Origin of the sequence: Citrobacter sp. Cpo074 (genome assembly GCF_030332745.1) — a bacterium.
In the GTDB taxonomy this organism is placed as follows: Bacteria; Pseudomonadota; Gammaproteobacteria; order Enterobacterales; family Enterobacteriaceae; genus Citrobacter; species Citrobacter portucalensis.
Map to the genome: position 1 here is coordinate 458,952 of NZ_JAOWHG010000027.1, position 19,736 is coordinate 478,687.

The following is a 19,736-nucleotide window of genomic DNA, read 5'->3' on the forward strand; positions in this document are numbered from 1 at the left end:
ACTGCACAAGGGGCCATTTTTTTACCTGAATCGCACTCGCTGTGCCTTTTTCTTGATTTACAGATAAAAAAAACCGCCGGATAAACCAGCGGTAAATGCTTGCATGGATAGATTTGTGTTTTGCTTTTATACGCTATCTGGCAATTCCCTGCGAAGATAACGGATAGTCAGCTAACCTATCACCGACAACCCCAATGAAAGTTAAACGAAACGCAACTACCTCAAAGCGTTTTTCGAAAACTCACGCACTGAGGGGATACGAGGTTCCGTCATTGGTGTCCACCAACGCAATTTGCTCATTTTCATCTATAAACATGCAGCGATTCCTGCCGGTCTGTTTCCCCTGATACATCGCCCTGTCGGCCCGACCAAGCGCGGTATCCAGCGTTTCACCCTGTTGAACCCGGGTTATGCCTGCCGTCACCGTGATACCGATCTCTCCCTCAGTGTAGGGAATTTTTTTCTGACCAATCAGACGACAAAGTCGCAAACCCGCCTGGCATGCCTGCTCGTCCGTTTTTGTTCTGATGATGATAATGAACTCTTCTCCACCGTAGCGGTACGCCGCCTCATCATATCGCGTCCATGACAATAAATTTGATGCCAGAGCCCGCAATACCACGTCACCAACCAAATGGCCGTAGGTATCGTTAACGTATTTAAAACGATCGATATCTAACAACAATATATAAAGATTAAGCGGTTCGGCATCGAGCAACTGCCGATCAAAAGACTCATCGAGCATTCTTCTGCCAGGTAAACCTGTTAATGCGTCGATATTACTGCGGATACTCAATAAATATATTTTGTAGTCCATTACAGATGAGGTAAATGCCAGCAGCGCATCCTGGAAGCTGTCGAAATGCCATGAATGGCTACGATTCTCCACGATAGCCATTAGCAATTTCTTGCCTGATAAATGCATCTTTTCGTGGGTGGCGCTTATCTTGCTTACGTAACTACAATCATCCTCATTGTACCGTGATTGATTATTAAGCCACTGTCCAAATCGACAAGCAAAATGCGAGTTTTCACCCATAATATCTGGCTGCGTAACATCTGAAGACACCACGCAGCGGAACATTGTCACTAACCATTTGTAGTGGGCATCAATGGACTTGTTCAACTCAATCAAAATTGCATCTATTTCCTTCGTATTTCTCATCATCACGTTCTCCCTCCCTGTTCGAGCGTTTCTGATGGAATTATCTTAACGATAAAAAAGAAAATTTATGTAAATTTTTTAATAGTAATTAATAAATCGTAATTAACAGGATATTACGCTATACCATATGGTGTGGCATAGCGTTGTCAATAAAGTGGTCAAACCAATGACGGTTCATTCAGCATTTCATTAAGCCCAATCACCTCTAATTGATCGGATGTGTAGGTTTTGTCGCCTCTGGCATATTGATACGCAGAACCATGGGAAAACCCGGATTCACGCGCTTCCTTATACCGTGCGATGATTTCAGCATTTGAGCGTGAAACATGTGGCGTAAACGGAGTGACGCTGGATTGCACAATTGTACTATCTGCACATCCGGACATAACAAGCACAGCTATTAGAACCCCTATTTTCATTAACAATTACCTGAGAAACCTGCCCGTACATGAACGCTAATCTTATCAAACATCCAAAGGCATCATCATTATTAAACTAGCATTCCTGAATATATTTCATCATCATTTGTTGATAACCATTATTGTCAACTTTCATATAAAACCCTAAAAATTGCCATCTTTAAAAATAATAAAAAACCGGGCATCACGCCCGGCTCAATATTCTGGCTAATAATCTCTTAGACGCTCAAACCACGATGTTCCAGCATTGGCTCCATTTTTGGATCACGCCCGCTCCATTGGCGATAAAGTTCAGTTAAATCAGTACCGTTACCGCGGGACAAAATCGCTTCACGGAACTTTTGCCCGTTTTCACGAGTTAATCCGCCCTGCTCTACAAACCACTGATAGCCGTCATCGGCCAGCATTTGCGTCCACAAATAGGCGTAATAACCTGCGGCATAACCGCCGCCGAAGATATGGGCAAAATAGCTGCTGCGATAACGAGGCGGCACAGCCTTGAGATCCAAACCTTCAGCCGCCAGCGCCTGCTGTTCAAATTGATCGACCGAAAGAGATAACGCGCTCTTTTCCAGACTGTGCCAACGCATATCCAACAATGCGGCACTGAGCAGTTCGGTCATGTCGTAACCTTTGTTAAACAGGCTGGCCCGCTGCATCTTATCCCGCAACGCCTGTGGCATTTGCTCCCCGGTATCAACATGACGAGCAAAACGAGCAAAGACCTGCGAATGACTCGCCCAGTGTTCGTTGATCTGCGAAGGAAACTCAACAAAATCACGCGGAGTGTTGGTCCCTGAAAGCGTGGCATAACGCTGAGTGGCGAACAGGCCGTGCAACGTGTGCCCAAACTCATGAAATAACGTAATAACATCATCCCACAATAACAATGCAGGCTGACCCTTTGCCGGTTTTTGATAATTACACACGTTGTAAATAACCGGCCGGGTTTCATTGAGTTGCGATTGCTCAACAAAATTGCCCATCCAGGCACCACCGCTTTTCGATTCCCGGGCAAAGAAATCGCCGTAAAATAACGCCAGCCCTACGCCATCGTGATCGAATATTTCCCATACCCTAACATCCGGGTGATAAACAGGAATGTCGAACCGTTCTATAAATTTTATGCCAAAGAGTTGATTAGCTGTCCAGAAAACGCCCTCGTTCAGCACCGTATCAAGGGCAAAGTAAGGTTTGAGCTGCGCCTCATCAAGTGCATATTTTTCACGACGAACCTGCTCGGCATAAAATGTCCAGTCCCAGGCCTCGACGTTAAATTGCCCCTGTTCGTGATTGATAACATTCTGGATTTCGGCCTGTTCATCCAATGCCCTGGCTCGCGCAGCGGGAACAATCGCCCGCATGAAATTGAGTGCCGCTTCCGGTGTTTTTGCCATCTGATCGGCAATTTTCCATGCAGCGTAATTGGCAAAACCGAGTAGTTTCGCCTGCTGCATCCGGATCTCGACCAGTCGCTGAATAATCGCCCGAGTATCGTTAGCGTCATTGTTTTCTGCTCTCGCCCATGCGCGGTTGAACAGATTCTCACGGGTCTGGCGATCGCGTAACGCCGCAAGCGCCGGTTGCTGAGTCGTGTTCAATAGCGGGATAACCCAACGCGCTTCAAGCCCTTTCTCCTTTGCAGCTTCGGCGGCAACAGCAATTTCCTCTGCGCTGAGTCCGTCCAGGTAACGTGCATCATCCACCACCAGAGCACCGGACTTGTTCGCCGCCAGCAGCCGTTGATTAAACTGGCTGGTCAACGTGGCGGACTCTGTATTGAGCGCTTTAAGGTTCGCTTTATCGACCTCATTCAAACGCGCGCCGGCTAATACAAAACGCTGGTGGATGACCTCCAGCAAGCGTAATGATTCGCTATCCAACCCCAGCGAACCTCGCTGTTGCCAGACCGCTTCAACGCGCGAAAAAAGCGCGCCATTGAGATAAATATCATTGGCAAGGCTCGCCAGTTCTGCGGAAAACTCTTCGTCAAGGCGCTGTAGTTCATCGTTGGTGTGCGCCGCCGTCATCGCGAAGAAAACGCTGGTTACGCGTGTCAGCAAAGCGCCGCTTTGTTCAAGCGCCAGCAACGTATTGGCAAAATCTGGGGCCTGCGGGTTTTGCACAATCGCCTCGATCTCTGCACGTTTTTGCCGCACGCCTTCATCGAACGCTGGGCGATAGTGCTGCACCTCTATCTGATCAAACTGCGGTGCCTGGTACGGCAACGTGCTGTGACGTAAAAAAGGATTCGTTAACGACATCTTTCACTCCTGAAAACGATTTGTTTACCAGAGTAGACTTACCAGGAATCAACCGCAATCGCGTTACGCAGGAATAGCTCTGAACGGAAATGACGTGCTATGGTAGTACGACATAAAAAGCGTTGAGGAACAGTGAGATGATCGTTTTAGTAACCGGAGCAACCGCAGGTTTTGGTGAGTGCATTACGCGTCGTTTTATTGAGAATGGGCATAAAGTTATTGCCACCGGACGCCGCCAGGAGCGCCTGCAGGAACTGAAAGAGGAATTGGGTGACCGCCTCTATACCGCGCAGCTGGACGTACGTAATCGTGCATCGATTGAAGAGATGCTGGACGCCCTTCCTGCTGAATGGCGCAATATTGATGTTCTGGTCAACAACGCGGGTCTGGCGCTGGGCCTTGAGCCTGCTCACAAGGCCAGCATTGAAGACTGGGAGAATATGATCGACACCAACAACAAGGGGCTGGTTTATATGACCCGTGCCGTTCTGCCTGGCATGGTTGAACGCAACCGCGGTCATATTATCAATATCGGTTCTACCGCGGGCAGTTGGCCATACGCTGGCGGTAACGTCTACGGTGCGACCAAAGCGTTTGTTCGCCAGTTTAGCCTGAATTTACGTACTGATTTACACGGCACTGCAATTCGCGTTACCGACATCGAGCCGGGTCTGGTTGGCGGTACGGAGTTCTCTAATGTCCGTTTTAAAGGTGATGACGCCAAAGCTGAAAAAGCCTACGAAAATACCACGGCGCTGACTCCGCAAGATGTTACAGAAGCGGTATGGTGGGTGGCTTCTTTACCGGCTCATGTCAATATCAACACCCTTGAAATGATGCCTGTCACACAGTCTTTTGCCGGGCTGAGTATTCATCGTGGCTAATTTCTCTGCCCGGCCTTGTGCCGGGTATAGATAGCCTGAAAGAAGTGATAAAATATCCGGGTTAACTCTCTAAAAAGTAAGAATGAATGACCGTAGAAACGCAGCTCAACCCTACACAGCCAGTAAATCAACAGATTTACCGTATTCTTCGCCGTGATATCGTGCATTGTCTGATCGCACCCGGTACACCGCTGTCGGAGAAAGAGGTTTCTGTACGCTTTAATGTGTCACGCCAGCCGGTACGAGAAGCATTCATCAAACTGGCTGAGAACGGTCTGATTCAGATCCGCCCGCAGCGTGGCAGCTACGTGAATAAAATTTCGCTGTCGCAGGTGCAAAACGGCTGTTTTGTTCGCCAGGCAATTGAATGTGCCGTGGTACGCCGTGCCGCATCGCTGATCAACGATCAACAGTGCTATCAGCTTGAACAGAATTTGCATCAGCAGCGCATCGCAATTGACCGAAAACAGATTAATGATTTCTTCCAGCTTGATGATGAGTTTCATCAGAAACTGGCTTTAATCGCCGAGTGCCAACTCGCCTGGGATACCGTTGAGAATATAAAGGCTACAATTGACCGCGTTCGTTATATGAGCCTGGATCATATTTCCCCGCCTGAGATGCTGCTACGCCAGCATCACGATATCTTTGCCGCCCTTGAGAAGCATGATGGCGATGCGGTCGAGCGCGCAATGATGCTCCATCTTCAGGAAATTGGTGAGTCCGTTCAGCTTATTCGCCAGGAAAATAGCGACTGGTTCAGCGAAGATTAATACTACGCTCACCTCACTCCGGGGTGAGTTTCTCCTGCGTTTTCCCCGCGCCCGCATAACTGCATAAAAAAAGCTGTGATTTTGATCGAAAACAAAAAAAATCATTAACAAGAAGCGTATTTATATTGCGCCCGTTACGTGGGACTAAAAGCCCACGGGCTTTGACGGTAAGTTGGAAAGGAGAAAACACCATGAAAACATACGATCGTAACCGTAACGCAATCACCACTGGCAGCCGCGTCATGATCAGCGACACCGGACTCACAGGCCGCATTACAGCAATAGATACCGATGGCCTGACCGCTGAGCAGATTCGCCGCGGGAAAACAGTGGAAATCGAAGGATGTGAAGGCAAATACGCCCCCCTCGAGCTGATTCGTTTAGGCATGAACTAATTGGTGTGAATGCCAGAAAACACAGCGCCATCTGGCCGTTGCAAGCCAGATGGCGACATAAAGCATAATCTTCGTTACTTCAGTTTTGCTGCATACTTCGCAACCGTCGCCTTCGCCCCTTCAGCCAGTAAAGTAAGATACGCTTGTGTGACCTGACGGTTGAACAGTTCAACCTGTGGCAGTTCACGGCCAAAAATAGCATCGATTGCCAGTAGCGCCTGAACGCGCTCTTCGCCTTCGTTGCTGCTACGCACCGCATTCTGGATCACCGGCAACAGTGGATCGCTAATTTCAATCGCCTGGCCCTGTTCATCCACACCACCTACGTAACGCATCCAACCAGCGACACCCAGTGCCAGCAGCGCAAAGTCACTACCGTGCACAATGTGCCAACGAATGGAATCAAGCATACGCTGCGGCAGTTTTTGGCTACCGTCCATGGCGATCTGCCAGGTACGATGACGCAGCGCCGGATTGCTGTAGCGTTCAATTAACAGATCGGCGTAACGCTGTAGGTCAACACCTTTTACTTTCAGCGTAGGTGCTTGTTCCTGCAACATCAGCGCACGTGCAGCAAGACGATAGTTTTCATCGCCCATGCAATCGTTAATGTGTTGATATCCCGCCAGATATCCAAGATACGCAAGGAAAGAGTGGCTGCCGTTGAGCATACGCAGTTTCATCTCTTCAAACGGAATGACATCAGCCACCAGTTCCGCCCCGGCCTTTTCCCATTCAGGACGGCCGGCAACAAAGTTATCTTCAATTACCCACTGGCGGAACGGTTCGCATGCCACGCCTGCCGGGTCGCGTACACCGGTGATATGTTCAATTTTGTCCAGCGTCTCCTGCGTAACTGCCGGGACAATGCGGTCAACCATTGTTGATGGGAATGTCACATGTTGTTCGATCCACGCGGCCAGTTCCATATCCACCGCTCGGGCATATGCAGTGACAACATTGCGCATCACATGACCGTTTTCTGGCATGTTATCGCAGGACATCACGGTAAAGGCGGCTAAACCGGCAGCTTTGCGACGCGCCAGGGCTTCAACCACCACGCCCGGCGCAGTTTTTGGTTGTTTAGGGTTTTGCAGATCGGCTGCAATCATCGGGTTGTCTAACATCAGTTGGCCGGTCGCCGGAGAATGGCAGTATCCTTTCTCGGTGATGGTCAGGGAAACGATCGCGACCTGCGGTTCACACATCGCTGACAGTACGCTTTCCAGACCATCAACCTGCGCATGCAATGCATTTTTCACCACGCCCACGACTCTCGCAGTCCAGGCATCAGCAGACATCTCTGCAACGGTATACAGATTATCTTGCTGTTTCAGATCGAAAATCTGCTGCTCGCCGCCAATCAGGTTCACTTCGCAGTAGCCCCAGTCACTGCCGTGATCGGCGGCCAGAATGTCAGCGTAAACACCCTGATGTGCGCGGTGAAACGCGCCAAACCCCAGATGAACAATACGCGGAACCAGTTTTGTACGTTCGTATTCAGGAAGTGCAGCCTTTGCCGCTAAGAGCTTGTTTTGCATGGTATGGCCTACTTATAAATGAAATCAGGACTGTTCCAGAGTAACGCCTGTATGGTTGTATGTTTTGATTTGCATTAAGCTTTTTATGATTGGTATGACATCATTTGTTGAGTTATATACCAAAGTCAGTGAATTTGGCGGCATACTGCCGCCAAAGGATATTAATGTTTCTGCCACTGCTGGTATTCACGCTTAAGTCTTTGCGGAGCGGTTTCCGGCATCATCAACAAACCAATAATTGAGATAACTCCAAGTACAATCACATAGGTTGCAAGTCCATAGTAATGTCCACCTGTTACTTGCAGAATTTTTACTGCTACCAAGCCAAGAATGCCACTGCCTATTAGCGACCCCAGTTGCCAAATTAAAGCTATTCCGCTACAGCGAATATGAGTTGGGAAAAGCTCCGGAAAATAAGAAGCCTGAGGTGCATAACACATACTATGCCCAACACTCAGCACCAGGATCATTACTATTTGTGTAAGCCAAAAACTATCCTGATTAATCGCAAGGAAGAAAGGAATAATCATCACGACCTGCAGCAGCGCACCGATAATATAGACTGGTTTACGTCCAATTTTATCGCATAGCGACCCCATCAACGGTATTGCAATTATTTCTATTATGACCGCAACGATCATTGTCTCCATCAAAATATTAGCATCAAGATTGTTTGCCTTACCGTAAGCCAAAACAATCACTGTGAACATTGCAAATGTGCAAGCTTCAATCAGTTTCGCGCAGACCCCCTTGACAACAATGCCAGGAAAATCGCGGATAACTTCAACTAATGGACGTGATTCTTCTGCTTTTGTCTCCCTAATCTGAGCAAAGACAGGTGATTCATCAATTTTTAAGCGGATAAACAGTCCAACAATAACCAGTAACAGACTCAACAGAAACGGTATACGCCACCCGTAATCCATCATTGCCTCTGGAGAAAGTGTGGCATTTAACAGCGCAAAGAGCGCTAACGGCAGGAGGAAACCAACCGGCGCACCGATTTGAACCCAACTGGAAAAAAATCCACGATGTTTGGGTTCAGAATATTCAGCCGTCATCAGTACTGCACCGGCTTGCTCACCTCCAACACCAAATCCCTGTAATACACGAATAAAAATAAGTAAAGCTGGAGCCCATACACCTATTTTCTCATATGTAGGTAATAACCCTATACAGAACGTCCCCAAACCAACAATTAATATAGTAATAACCAGTGCTTTTTTACGCCCAACCTTATCGCCAATATGCCCAAAGACGATTCCTCCTAATGGTCTTGCGAGGAAACCAACAGCATAGGTTGCAAAAGCAGCGAGAGTACTTATTAACGGATCGTCACTCGGGAAAAATAGATGACCAAAAAAGAGTACAGCTGCTGTCCCGTATGCAAAAAAATCATAATACTCAGCAGCAGTACCAATTGCGGATGCTGAAGCTACTCGACGAATAATAGGCTTATTATCTACGTTATTTTTAATATCGACTGAACTAACCATAAGTTTAACCTTCTGTAGGGTATTGGGTTAATCAACATCTTTCGTACGTAAAATTTATATTTACCAGTTCCACAGCGTGCCATCTTCCAGGCGAGCAACGGGCAGATATGCAGGGTCATACGGATATTTCGCCGCCAGTTTTTCGTCAAACTCGATCCCAAGACCAGGTTTGTCTCCTGGGTGCATATAGCCGTTATCAAAGGTCCAGTTATGTGGGAACACCTCCAGCATTTGCTCGGAATAGCCCATATATTCCTGTACGCCGAAGTTCGGTACCCACAGATCAAAATGCAGCGCGGCGGCCATGCACACAGGCGACAGATCGGAAGGTCCATGTGAACCTGTACGAACCTGATACAGCGACGCGAAATCGGCAATCCGGCGCATACCGGTGATACCACCCGCATGGGTGATGGTGGTGCGGATATAGTCGATCAGTTGTTCTTCAATAAGCTGTTTACAGTCCCAGATGCTGTTGAACACTTCCCCTACCGCAATCGGCGTGACCGTATGCTGGCGGATCAGGCGGAAGCACTCCTGGTTTTCAGCTGGCGTTGGATCTTCCATCCAGAACAAACGGTACTGTTCAATGCTTTTGCCAAAACGGGCCGCTTCAATTGGCGTCAGACGGTGGTGCATGTCGTGCAGGAGATGTTCGTTAAAACCAAACTTGTCACGCACGGCAGCAAACAATTTTGGTGTGAAATCCAGGTATTTCTCCGTTGACCACAACTGCTCTTCCGGCCATTGCCCTTTGGTGGCGGGTTCGTAGGCCTGTCCTTTGCCTTTAGACATACCGTAAGTGGTTTTCATACCCGGCACGCCGCACTGTACGCGAATCGCTTTAAAGCCCATTTCTTTATGACGCGCATAATCTTCGAGTACGTCATCAACGGTATGGCCTGTGGTGTGGCAGTAGACCATAACCCCTTCACGAGAAGCACCGCCGAGCAACTGGTACAACGGCATATTCGCCGCTTTCGCTTTGATATCCCAGAGAGCCATATCCACCGCAGAAATCGCCGACATGGTGACCGGACCACGACGCCAGTAAGCGCCTTTGTAGAAAAACTGCCAGATGTCCTCAATACGATGCGCATCGCGACCAATAAGCTGCGGACACACGTGATCTTTCAGATAGGACGCCACGGACAGCTCGCGTCCATTTAACGTGGCATCTCCCAGCCCGGTGATCCCATCTTCTGTCGTAATTTTCAACGTTACAAAATTACGCCCAGGACAGGTGACAAACACTTCAGCCCCAACAATCTTCATTTCTTATTCCCTACATCTGTTCTTGTGATGCAGGAAATTTACTCAACTGAACTACTACCATACAAGTATGAAGATCAAAAAAGCGCTGTTTGATCACAAAAAAGGCGCTATGCGCGCCCCCATCCAGCCACAATGATCAGCATGCCGCACAACGCCACCAGCGCGCCAGACCAGTCATACAAACTGAGTTTTACACCATCGACAATACGTAGCCATAGCAGCGCGGTCACCACGTAAACACCGCCATAGGCTGCGTATACACGCCCGCTGGCTGCCGGATGCAGTGTCAGCAACCAGACGAATAAAGCCAGTGACACCCCGGCGGGTATCAGCAACCAGGCTGTAGCTCCTCGCTTAAGCCAAAGCCAGGGTAAAAAGCAGCCAATGATTTCGCATAACGCGGTGATGAAAAAAAGAAATGTGGTCTTAAGCATTGGTGTTATTCAGTTACCTTCGGTTTAACCATGATACGACAGAATCTCGTTAGCGTATCCATATCCACCGGGTGGGTATGCCCGCAAACTGGAATAGTGTAGAATTTAACCCTGTTTTATCGTTTTTACCCTTTCCCATAAAAGGAATTCACCATGAAAATTACACTGACCAAACGCCTGTGCCTGACGGCTATGCTGACGCTGGCTGCGGCTGTGTACACCTCTTCGGCATTTGCTGAAACCAGTAAACTGGTCATTGAATCCGGAGACAGTGCGCAAAGTCGTCAACAAGCCGCAATGGAAAAGGAACAATGGAACGATACGCGTCAGCTTCGCCAGAAAGTCAATAAACGTGCAGAGAAAGAGTGGGACAAAGCCGATACGGCCTTTGATAGCCGTGATAAGTGCGAGCAAAGCGCTAATATTAATGCGTACTGGGAACCTAACACCCTGCGCTGCCTCGACCGCCGTACTGGCCGCACCGTTGCCCCATAATCATTGCACTTTGAAGGATATTGAAAGGATACGATATGACTAGCGCCCTCAGTGTTAAGTTGCGCCCGCTGGAGCGTGAAGATTTACGATTCGTCCATCAGCTTGATAATAATGCCAGCGTAATGCGCTACTGGTTCGAAGAGCCTTACGAAGCGTTTGTTGAGCTGTCAGACCTGTATGACAAACACATCCACGACCAAAGCGAACGCCGCTTCGTGGTGGAGTGCGACGGTGAAAAAGCCGGGCTGGTGGAATTGGTTGAAATTAACCATGTACACCGCCGGGCCGAATTCCAGATTATTATTTCGCCGGAATATCAGGGGAAGGGTCTGGCCTCACGGGCAGCAAAGCTGGCAATGGACTATGGCTTTACCGTGCTCAACCTCTATAAGCTGTATCTGATCGTCGATAAAGAGAACGAAAAGGCTATCCACATTTACCGTAAACTCGGTTTTATGGTGGAAGGCGAGCTGATCCATGAGTTCTTTATCAACGGCCAATACCGCAACACGATTCGTATGTGTATCTTCCAGCAGCAGTATCTGGCAGAGCACAAAACGGCAGGCCCTAATCTGCTGCCGCCTACCGCTCAGTAAACACGACTAGTAGTAGTCGATCGTGTTTTCAATCGAGTAATGATGTTCAACTGCCGGCTTCACGCTCTCATCAACGATAACAAGCTGGCAGTTGATCGGATTTGCGTATTCATCGTATTTGCACGTTTGTTTGACATTGCCTAACGGATGATTGTTGAGCATGCTCACCGCGGTGTAATCTAACTTCTTCAATGGGTCAACCGACGGTTTAGCATCAACCTGCAAAGTACTGTCCTTACTGACGGTTGTTTTGCCCAGCGGGTAGCCTTCGGCATCATATCGATACTGCACCTTCATCTCTTTCCCCGTGGCGGAAACGACAAAACCGTTATCGTCGGTATCCCACACCACACCTGCAGCAGGCAGTTCCGCCAGTTGGCATTTGCCCTGTAAACGGATCCGTTTTTCCAGCGTTTCGGCATCCCGATAGTAGTTAGCATCCAGGACCAGCGCCATACCGGTATTGTTTTCGATATCGTGCAGTTCAAGTGTATCGAAACACCCTTCCTGTGACAGGGTACCAGCGACGCGCTTGGTGACCTCACCTTTGTCGTTGAGCAGCGTTTGACTGAAATCTTTCACCGGCCCGCGCAGCGGATCGAAATCAAACTCATTGGAAAAACTGGCCATTTCCGGCGTAAAGGAAACCAGCCCTTTGGCGTTATCACACCCAACCAGCACGACACACAGGAAACCTAACAGGGTCTGTTTCTTCACATTTTTCACCGGGATAAGAAGATAATTCTCAATCATATTAGCAAATACAGTTATTTACACCAGAAATGCTAATCTTAGTCTATGTCGATCATAAAGGAGCTGATGATGAAATACGTAACAGGAATTGCCGCGATCTTACTGGCAGTTGCATCCCCACAGGTTCTGGCCGCACCTGCGTCATGTGAACGCGTGAAAAGCGATATCGAGCAGCGCATCATCAATAATGGCGTCGCAGAGTCCAGTTTTACGCTGAACATTGTCCCCAACGATCAGGCCGATCAACCTGATTCACTGGTGGTAGGACATTGTGCAAACGATACGCACAAAATTCTCTACACCCGGACTAACAGTGGAAACGCCCCTGCCAACAGCTCGCCTGCACAGGACGGGCACGTCGCCGAACCGCAATAAATCATACCCTCCGTACGCGGAGGGTTACTCCAGTTTGATATGCATTAAGATGCCATACTCATAAATGGGTAAACTCACTCTATTATTAGCATGCTATTAATTTCGCTGTAGAGATTAATATATAGCGATAACTATAATGGAGTGAGTTATGTCTGATACTGAGCAATATGGAGGCATTAGCCGCAGGATGTTAGTGAAATCCTCGGCTATAGGTTCGTTGGCGCTTGCCGCTGGCGGGTTATCGTTACCTTTTGGGATGCGCACCGCAGCTGCTGCGGTACAACAGGCGATACAACCGGCTGAAGAGAAAGTGGTTTGGGGCGCTTGTTCTGTGAACTGCGGCAGTCGTTGTGCCCTGCAACTCCACGTCAAAGATGACGAGGTCGTATGGGTGGAGTCTGATACGACCGGAGACGATATTTATGGTCAGCACCAGGTGCGTGCCTGTTTACGTGGACGCTCAATCCGTCGACGGATCAATCATCCGGATCGCCTCAATTATCCTATGAAGCGCGTGGGCAAACGCGGTGAGGGTAAATTCGAACGCATAACCTGGCAGGAAGCGCTGGATACCATCAGCACCAGTTTAAAAAATACCGTACAAAAATACGGTAATGAGGCCGTGTACATCAACTACACCTCTGGCATTGTCGGCGGCAATATTACTCGCTCCTCCCCTTATGCCTCGCTGGTCGCTCGATTGATGAACTGCTATGGCGGATTTCTGAGCCATTACGGCACATACAGTACCGCACAAATCGCGGCGGCAATGCCTTACACCTACGGCTCAAATGACGGCAACAGTACCTCCGACATTGAAAACACGAAGCTGGTGGTGATGTTCGGCAATAACCCTGCCGAAACGCGCATGAGCGGCGGTGGCATAACATACTTCCTTGAGCAGGCCCGCGAGCGTTCTAACGCCCGCATGATCGTCATCGACCCGCGTTATACCGATACCGCTGCGGGTCGTGAAGATGAGTGGATCCCTATCCGTCCGGGGACCGATGCCGCACTGGTGGCGGGAATCGCCTGGGTCCTGATTAACGAAGATCTCGTCGACCAGGCATTCCTTGACACATATTGCGTCGGTTATGACGAGAAAACCCTACCCGCTGACGCCCCCGCTAACGGACATTACAAGGCCTATATACTTGGCAATGGCGATGACGGTGTCGCTAAAACGCCCCAATGGGCCTCGCATGTCACAGGGATCCCGGCCGAGCGCATCATTAAACTGGCACGAGAAATCGGTAGTACAAAACCGGCGTATATTTGTCAGGGTTGGGGTCCACAACGTCAGGCTAACGGCGAACTGACTTCGCGCGCGATCGCAATGCTGCCAATCCTGACCGGCAACGTTGGCATCAACGGCGGCAATAGCGGTGCACGAGAATCAACCTACACCATCACGATTGAACGCATGCCGCTGCCGGATAATCCCATCAAGACCCAGATATCCTGCTTTAGCTGGACCGACGCCATCGCCCGGGGTCCGGAAATGACCGCAACCCGCGATGGCGTGCGCGGGAAAGATAAGCTCGATGTACCGATTAAATTTATCTGGAACTACGCGGGCAACACCATTACTAATCAGCACTCAGATATCAATAAAACGCATGAGATCCTTCAGGATGATACGAAATGCGAAATGATAGTGGTCATCGAAAATTTCATGACATCTTCGGCGAAATACGCCGATATCCTGCTGCCGGACCTAATGACCGTCGAACAGGAAGACATCATTCCTAACGACTATGCGGGCAACATGGGATACCTCATTTTTATTCAACCCGCGACGTCACCGAAGTTCGAGCGCAAACCGATCTACTGGATAATGAGCGAAGTCGCCAAACGCCTTGGCAATGATATCTATCAACGGTTTACGGAAGGCCGTACTCAGGAACAATGGCTCCAGTATCTGTATGCAAAAATGCTGGCCAAGGACCCCGCGCTCCCTTCTTATGACGAGCTGAAAAAAATGGGGATCTATAAACGCAAAGATCCTAACGGGCATTTTGTCGCTTATAAAAAATTCCGCGACAATCCGCAGGCCAATCCGCTCAAAACACCGTCTGGAAAGATTGAAATTTACTCCAGCCGGCTGGCGAAAATTGCCAACACATGGGAGTTGCAGAAGGATGAAGTAATTAGCCCACTTCCCGTCTACGCCTCCACGTTTGAAGGGTGGGACGATCCCAAACGCAGCGCATTTCCGCTGCAGTTGTTTGGCTTCCATTACAAATCCCGTACGCACTCCAGCTACGGCAATATCGATGTTCTGCAGGCGTCCTGTCGTCAGGAAGTGTGGATCAATCCCGTCGATGCCCAAAAACGTGGTATTGCAAATGGCGATATGGTGCGGGTCTTTAACGACCGCGGGGAAGTACGTATTCCGGCCAAAGTGACGCCACGGATCCTGCCTGGCGTCAGCGCAATGGGCCAGGGTGCATGGCACGATGCGGATATGGCCGGCGACAAAATTGACCATGGTGCCTGCGTTAATACGCTGACAACACAGCGCCCTTCACCGCTGGCAAAAGGCAACCCACAGCACACTAATCTGGTCGAGATCGAGAAGGTTTAAGGACTAACCCATGACAACTCAGTATGGATTTTTTATTGATTCCAGTCGTTGCACCGGGTGCAAAACCTGCGAGCTGGCCTGCAAAGACTACAAAGACCTCACCCCTGACGTCAGTTTCCGGCGGATTTACGAATACGCAGGTGGTGACTGGCAGGAAGACAACGGTGTCTGGCACCAGAACGTTTTTGCCTACTATCTCTCCATCTCCTGTAACCACTGCGAGGATCCGGCCTGCACCAAGGTTTGCCCAAGTGGTGCGATGCATAAGCGTGAGGATGGTTTTGTGGTGGTCGATGAAGACGTGTGCATTGGCTGTCGCTACTGTCATATGGCCTGCCCGTACGGTGCGCCACAGTACAATGCTGCAAAAGGACATATGACCAAGTGTGATGGCTGCCATGATCGTGTGGCAGACGGCAAAAAGCCCATCTGCGTCGAGTCCTGTCCGCTGCGTGCGCTGGATTTTGGCCCCATCGACGAACTGCGCAAAAAACATGGTGAACTGGCTGCCGTCGCCCCGCTGCCGGGTGCGCACTTCACCAAACCAAATATTGTGATCAAACCAAACGCCAATTGCCGCCCGACCGGGGATACCACGGGTTTTCTGGCTAATCCAAAGGAGGTGTAAAATGGGAAATGGATGGCATGAATGGCCGCTGGTACTGTTCACGGTGCTGGGCCAGTGCGTAGCCGGGGCGCTGATCGTCAGTGGTTACGGCTGGCTGACCGCTAAAGACGAGTTGGCAAAACAACGTATCGTTCGCAGTATGTTTTTTCTCTGGCTGGTAATGGGCATCGCCTTTCTCGCCTCGATCATGCATTTAGGTTCGCCGCTGCGCGCGTTTAACTCGCTGAACAGAATTGGCGCATCGGCGCTAAGTAACGAAATCGCCAGCGGTTCGCTGTTTTTCGCCGTCGGTGGCCTGTGGTGGCTGGTGGCGTTTCTCGGTAAAATGCCCGCAGCGTTAGGTAAAATCTGGATGCTGTTGAGCATGTTGCTGGGCCTGGTATTTGTCTTTGCGATGACCAACGTCTACCAGATAGACACCGTCCCAACCTGGTATAACGGTTATACTACACTGGCGTTTTTCATGACGATGCTGCTCAGTGGACCGCTATTTGCCGCTCTGCTGCTGCGTGCTGCAGGTGTTTCTTTTAACGCCGCCAGATTCGCCGGTATCAGCGTATTGGCTCTGCTGGTTACGGTGGCCGTTATTGTGTTGCAGGGACTGTCACTCGGCGAGATCCACAGTTCGGTACAATCCGCCAGTGCACTGGTTCCCGACTACGGCAGTTTACAGGTCTGGCGAGTCCTGCTGCTGGCCGCGGGTCTGGGTTGCTGGATATGTCCGTTGATCCGTCGCAAAGGACCGTCCGTTGGCGGGTTGGCGCTCGGGTTAATTCTGGTGCTTGTCGGTGAAATCATTGGCCGCGGTTTGTTTTACGGTTTACATATGACAGTCGGAATGGCTGTCGCAGGTTAACTTTCGGGTGCGGGGCAACCCGCACTGTTCAGGATTGTTTGCATGACCCATTTTTCACAACGTGACAACTTTTCTACCGCAGCGCGCGTGCTCGGCGCGCTATTTTACTATGCCCCAGACAGTGCAGAAGCTTCGGCACTGGTCAGTGCGTTAAGAACCGATGGCTGGCAGTCGCAGTGGCCGCTTGAAAAAACAACGCTTTCGTCGTTAGTCGATCAGTTTCAGGCTGAGGCTGATGAGTCTCTCCCGCAGGCCTGGCAACGTCTGTTTGTTGGGCCTTATGCGCTCCCTTCTCCGCCATGGGGTTCCGTCTGGCTGGATCGTGAAAACGTGTTGTTTGGCGACTCCACGCTGGCATTACGCCAGTGGATGCGGGACAACGGCATCCAGTTTGCCATGCAGCAAAATGAGCCAGAAGATCACTTTGGTTCGCTGCTGTTGCTGACGGCCTGGCTTGCCGAGAACGAACGCCACACCGAGTGCGAGCAACTGCTGGCCTGGCATCTGTTCCCATGGTCATCACGCTTTCTTAATGTGTTTATCGAAAAAGCCGATCACCCGTTCTACCAGGCGCTTGGTGAGCTGGCGCGCCTGACGCTGGCACAGTGGCAATCACAGTTACTGATCCCGGTAGCCGATAAGCCTTTGTTCCGTTAATTTCGTCACAGGCAGGAATTGTCCTGCCTGTGGTGCATCCTGTTGCGCACGCTGAGCTTTTGCTTCTGTTGCCTAATAGCCGCAAAATAGAGCGTCTGAATTTTCCAGTCTGGTCACTCATGCATCATTTACATGCTTACCCTGACCTGCGAGCAATGTTCCGCCGCCTGCTGTTCGCCGCGTTGATTGGCGTCCTTGCTGCGCTGGCCGTCGCAGGATTTCGTCATGCCATGCTGCTTCTCGAATGGTTGTTTCTGAGCAACAACACGGGAAGTCTGGTCAACGCAGCGACAAACCTTTCGCCTTTAAGGCGTATGCTGACACCTGCACTCGGCGGCCTGGCGGCTGGATTACTACTGTGGGGTTGGCAAAAATTTAACCGTTTACGTCCGCAGGCCCCCACTGATTATATGGAAGCCCTGCAAACCGACGGACAATTTGACGTCAGTGCAAGCCTGGTGAAATCGCTGGCCTCGTTACTGGTCGTCGCCAGCGGGAGCGCCATCGGACGTGAAGGTGCCATGATTTTACTGGCGGCGCTGGCGGCCTCCTGCTTTGCTCAACGCTTTACCCCGCGTACAGAATGGAAGTTATGGATTGCCTGCGGCGCCGCTGCAGGTATGGCTGGAGCCTATCATGCCCCGCTGGCGGGCAGTTTATTTATTGCCGAAGTATTGTTTGGCACGCTGATCCTCGCCTCACTGGGACCGGTAGTGGTGTCCGCCGTAGTCGCATTACTCACCACCAATCTGCTTAGCGACAGCAATGCGCTGCTGTATACCGTGCACCTGTCGCGGGAATTACATGTTCTGGAATACGTTATGATTATCAGCACCGGTCTGGCTGCTGGCATCTGCGGACCGCTCTTCATGTGGTTGATGACCGCCAGCCATAATGTATTTTTGCGCTTAAAACTCTCGCCACCGTGGCAACTGGCGCTTGGCGGGTTGATCGTTGGCCTGCTTTCATTGCTCACGCCTACGGTCTGGGGTAATGGCTACAGCGTGGTGCAGTCATATTTACTTTCACCACCGCTGCTGGCAGTGGTTAGCGGGATTTTTATCTGCAAATTACTGGCGGTGCTTGCCAGCAGTGGATCCGGTGCCCCGGGTGGCGTGTTTACGCCAACGCTGTTTGTCGGCTTGTCGGTGGGCATGTTGCTGGGTCAGGTATGGGGATTATGGCTTCCGGGCTCGGATGAAATTGCCATTTTGCTGGGATTAACGGGGATGGCCACGCTGCTGGCAGCTACCACGCATGCACCAATAATGTCGACGTTGATGGTTTGTGAAATGACCGGGGAGTATCGCCTGCTCCCCGGATTACTGATTGCCTGTGTCCTGGCGTCGGTACTGTCGCGTACGTTACGCCACGACTCTATCTACCGACAGCACGCTGCCGAGCATTGACAGGCGGATGTACTGCGACAACTCACGCTGCTCTGCACGAGGCAGATAAGGCAGTTCACCGATCAGCGGTGCAGGTAATTTTTTACCCAGCACATCAATGATTTCCGCATAATGCGCCAGCCCCGGGTTAATGCGATTCGCAACCCAGCCAATCAACGGCAGTCCGTCGCTGGCTATCGCCTGCGCGGTGAGGATCGCATGATTAATACAGCCTTCCTGGATACCCACTACCATCAGCACCGGCAGTTGTTCCTGCACCACCCACTCCGATAACGGACGCAGATCGTTCATCAAGCTCCGCCAGCCTCCGGTGCCTTCCACGACAACGTGATCGACTTTTTCGCTGAGGCTTGCGAGACCGTTGGATAACAGGGTGTAATTGACCGGACCACTATGCGCCACGCTACTTTCATCTTCGCTCAACGCAATTGGGTTAATCGCCTCATAAGGCAGCTCGATAGATGACACACTTTGCAGTACCAGTGCATCTTTGTTGCGCAGACCTTCAGGCGTCTCTTTGCTTCCTTTGGCTACAGGTTTGTAACCCGCAACGCTTTTACCCCCTGACGCTAACGCTTGTAGTAATGCGCGGGAAACCACGGTCTTCCCAACAGAAGTGTCTGTACCTGTAATAAAGAAACGCTTCAGCATCACTAACTCCACCGTTATGCTTTGAAAATATAAGTCAGGAAAATAAAACAGTGGAGAAAGTCTAAGGTATGACGACCAGGATC

20 protein-coding genes are annotated in these 19,736 nt (G+C 50.3%); 11 read left to right on the plus strand and 9 right to left on the minus strand.

The window, feature by feature from the left end:
* Positions 1-241: 241 nt before the first annotated feature.
* The 3 genes from OGX83_RS06775 to dcp form a co-directional block, all read right to left on the minus strand.
* A complete protein-coding gene (locus OGX83_RS06775; protein WP_048235406.1) occupies positions 242-1,168 on the minus strand; it encodes a diguanylate cyclase in 927 nt (308 codons plus the stop codon).
* A 155-nt stretch (positions 1,169-1,323) separates the two neighbouring features.
* A complete protein-coding gene (locus OGX83_RS06780) occupies positions 1,324-1,584 on the minus strand; it encodes a hypothetical protein (RefSeq protein WP_071446472.1) in 261 nt (86 codons plus the stop codon).
* A 218-nt stretch (positions 1,585-1,802) separates the two neighbouring features.
* Complete coding sequence (gene dcp / locus OGX83_RS06785) at positions 1,803-3,848, minus strand: peptidyl-dipeptidase Dcp (protein ID WP_286587642.1); 2,046 nt, start codon at positions 3,846-3,848, stop codon at positions 1,803-1,805.
* A gap of 137 nt (positions 3,849-3,985) precedes the next feature.
* Here dcp and ydfG point away from each other — a divergent pair, with 137 nt between their 5' ends.
* From ydfG to ydfZ, 3 genes are all read left to right on the plus strand, one after another.
* On the plus strand, positions 3,986-4,732 hold the full coding sequence (gene ydfG / locus OGX83_RS06790; protein ID WP_125363458.1) for a bifunctional NADP-dependent 3-hydroxy acid dehydrogenase/3-hydroxypropionate dehydrogenase YdfG: 747 nt from the start codon (positions 3,986-3,988) through the stop codon (positions 4,730-4,732).
* 86 nt (positions 4,733-4,818) lie between these two features.
* Entirely contained in the window at positions 4,819-5,505 is a 687-nt protein-coding gene (locus OGX83_RS06795) for a GntR family transcriptional regulator (protein ID WP_003032396.1), read from the plus strand.
* Between the two features lie 191 nt (positions 5,506-5,696).
* The gene (gene ydfZ / locus OGX83_RS06800; protein ID WP_003032393.1) at positions 5,697-5,900 is read left to right on the plus strand and encodes a putative selenium delivery protein YdfZ; all 204 of its coding nucleotides are present in this window, start codon (positions 5,697-5,699) and stop codon (positions 5,898-5,900) included.
* Between the two features lie 74 nt (positions 5,901-5,974).
* On the opposite strand, the gene OGX83_RS06805 is transcribed toward ydfZ, so the two are convergent.
* The 4 genes from OGX83_RS06805 to OGX83_RS06820 all read right to left on the minus strand — a co-directional run bounded on the left by OGX83_RS06805 (position 5,975) and on the right by OGX83_RS06820 (position 10,646).
* Complete coding sequence (locus OGX83_RS06805; RefSeq protein WP_286587644.1) at positions 5,975-7,441, minus strand: mannitol dehydrogenase family protein; 1,467 nt, start codon at positions 7,439-7,441, stop codon at positions 5,975-5,977.
* Between the two features lie 161 nt (positions 7,442-7,602).
* A complete protein-coding gene (locus tag OGX83_RS06810; protein ID WP_051642672.1) occupies positions 7,603-8,937 on the minus strand; it encodes an MFS transporter in 1,335 nt (444 codons plus the stop codon).
* A 60-nt stretch (positions 8,938-8,997) separates the two neighbouring features.
* Positions 8,998-10,212 (minus strand): starvation-sensing protein RspA, encoded by a 1,215-nt coding sequence (gene rspA, locus OGX83_RS06815; RefSeq protein WP_043016367.1) that lies wholly within the window; start codon positions 10,210-10,212, stop codon positions 8,998-9,000.
* Between the two features lie 107 nt (positions 10,213-10,319).
* On the minus strand, positions 10,320-10,646 hold the full coding sequence (locus OGX83_RS06820; RefSeq protein ID WP_008784733.1) for a YnfA family protein: 327 nt from the start codon (positions 10,644-10,646) through the stop codon (positions 10,320-10,322).
* Positions 10,647-10,799: 153 nt separating this feature from the next.
* On the opposite strand from OGX83_RS06820, the gene OGX83_RS06825 reads away from it, so the two are divergent.
* Positions 10,800-11,141, plus strand: coding sequence for a DUF1283 family protein (locus OGX83_RS06825; protein ID WP_003032382.1), 342 nt, complete (start codon positions 10,800-10,802; stop codon positions 11,139-11,141).
* 35 nt (positions 11,142-11,176) lie between these two features.
* Positions 11,177-11,737 (plus strand): spermidine N1-acetyltransferase, encoded by a 561-nt coding sequence (gene speG / locus OGX83_RS06830; protein ID WP_008784731.1) that lies wholly within the window; start codon positions 11,177-11,179, stop codon positions 11,735-11,737.
* A gap of 6 nt (positions 11,738-11,743) precedes the next feature.
* Here the strand turns inward: speG and OGX83_RS06835 are convergent, their stop codons facing one another.
* A complete protein-coding gene (locus OGX83_RS06835) occupies positions 11,744-12,454 on the minus strand; it encodes a YnfC family lipoprotein (RefSeq protein WP_081003631.1) in 711 nt (236 codons plus the stop codon).
* Between the two features lie 102 nt (positions 12,455-12,556).
* Here OGX83_RS06835 and OGX83_RS06840 point away from each other — a divergent pair, with 102 nt between their 5' ends.
* From OGX83_RS06840 to clcB, 6 genes are all read left to right on the plus strand, one after another.
* The gene (locus OGX83_RS06840) at positions 12,557-12,865 is read left to right on the plus strand and encodes a DUF1161 domain-containing protein (RefSeq protein ID WP_008784729.1); all 309 of its coding nucleotides are present in this window, start codon (positions 12,557-12,559) and stop codon (positions 12,863-12,865) included.
* Positions 12,866-13,013: 148 nt separating this feature from the next.
* Complete coding sequence (gene ynfE / locus OGX83_RS06845; RefSeq protein WP_153687223.1) at positions 13,014-15,452, plus strand: selenate/tellurate reductase subunit YnfE; 2,439 nt, start codon at positions 13,014-13,016, stop codon at positions 15,450-15,452.
* A gap of 10 nt (positions 15,453-15,462) precedes the next feature.
* Complete coding sequence (gene dmsB / locus OGX83_RS06850; protein ID WP_008784727.1) at positions 15,463-16,080, plus strand: dimethylsulfoxide reductase iron-sulfur subunit DmsB; 618 nt, start codon at positions 15,463-15,465, stop codon at positions 16,078-16,080.
* A 1-nt stretch (position 16,081) separates the two neighbouring features.
* Positions 16,082-16,936, plus strand: coding sequence for a dimethyl sulfoxide reductase anchor subunit family protein (locus tag OGX83_RS06855; protein WP_048235411.1), 855 nt, complete (start codon positions 16,082-16,084; stop codon positions 16,934-16,936).
* 42 nt (positions 16,937-16,978) lie between these two features.
* The gene (dmsD, locus tag OGX83_RS06860) at positions 16,979-17,593 is read left to right on the plus strand and encodes a Tat proofreading chaperone DmsD (RefSeq protein ID WP_186413412.1); all 615 of its coding nucleotides are present in this window, start codon (positions 16,979-16,981) and stop codon (positions 17,591-17,593) included.
* Between the two features lie 119 nt (positions 17,594-17,712).
* On the plus strand, positions 17,713-19,002 hold the full coding sequence (gene clcB, locus OGX83_RS06865) for a voltage-gated ClC-type chloride channel ClcB (RefSeq protein WP_137377883.1): 1,290 nt from the start codon (positions 17,713-17,715) through the stop codon (positions 19,000-19,002).
* On the opposite strand, the gene bioD is transcribed toward clcB, so the two are convergent.
* Positions 18,958-19,653, minus strand: coding sequence for a dethiobiotin synthase (gene bioD, locus OGX83_RS06870; RefSeq protein ID WP_020996409.1), 696 nt, complete (start codon positions 19,651-19,653; stop codon positions 18,958-18,960). The genes clcB and bioD overlap by 45 nt on opposite strands.
* Between the last annotated feature and the right edge of the window lie 83 nt (positions 19,654-19,736).